This is a genomic window from Streptomyces netropsis (assembly GCF_014203545.1).
Lineage (GTDB): Bacteria > Actinomycetota > Actinomycetes > Streptomycetales > Streptomycetaceae > Streptomyces > Streptomyces netropsis.
The window spans coordinates 1-1,019 of sequence record NZ_JACHJG010000043.1; the positions used below are offsets into that span (position 1 = coordinate 1).

The following is a 1,019-nucleotide window of genomic DNA, read 5'->3' on the forward strand; positions in this document are numbered from 1 at the left end:
TGCGGGGTGATGCCGGCGTCGGCCATGAGGCGGGTCATGTCGCGGCGTTGGTTGGGCAGGACGAGGGTGACGACGCTGCCGGATTCTCCGGCGCGGGCGGTGCGGCCGCCGCGGTGGAGGTAGTCCTTGTGGTCGCTGGGCGGGTCGACGTTGACGACGAGGTCGAGGTTGTCGACGTGGATGCCGCGGGCGGCGACGTTGGTGGCCACCAGTGCGGTGACGTGCCCGGTCTTGAACTGGGCGAGGGTCCGGGTGCGCTGGGGCTGGGACTTCCCGCCGTGCAGCGCCGCGGCGCGGACCCCGCTGTTGAGCAGGTGCTGGGTGAGCTGGTCGACGGCGTGCTTGGTGTCCAGGAACATGATCACCCGGCCGTCGCGGGCGGCGATCTCGGTGGTGGTGGCGTACTTGTCCGCGCCGTGCACGTGCAGCACGTGGTGTTCCATCGTCGTCACCGCACCGGCGGAGGGGTCGACCGAGTGGACCACCGGGTCGTGGAGGTAGCGGCGGACCAGGAGATCGACGTTGCGGTCCAGGGTGGCGGAGAACAGCATCCGCTGACCCTCGGGGCGCACGAGGTCGAGGAGCTCGGTGACCTGGGGCATGAAGCCCATGTCGGCCATCTGGTCGGCCTCGTCCAGGACGGTGATGTTCACGCGGTCCAGGCGGCAGTCGCCGCGCTCGATGAGGTCCTTGAGCCGGCCCGGGGTCGCGACGACGACCTCGGTGCCGCCGCGCAGCGCACTGGCCTGCCGGCCGATCGACATGCCGCCGACCACGGTGGCCATGCGCAGCTTCAGCGCGCGGGCGTAGGGGGTGAGCGCGTCGGTGACCTGCTGGGCCAGCTCCCGGGTGGGCACGAGCACCAGGGCGACCGGCTGCCTGGGCTCGGCACGCAGCCCGGCGGTACGGGCCAGCAGCGCCAGCCCGAACGCCAGGGTCTTGCCGGAACCGGTCCGGCCACGGCCCAGGACGTCCCGGCCGGCCAGCGAGTTCGGCAACGTCGCACCCTGGATCGGGAA

1 protein-coding gene is annotated in these 1,019 nt (G+C 72.1%); it reads right to left on the reverse strand.

The annotated features are described in order from the left end of the window. Positions 1-1,019 (reverse strand): DEAD/DEAH box helicase (locus tag FHS38_RS34785; protein ID WP_184740601.1); only part of this gene is annotated, 1,019 nt, incomplete at both ends.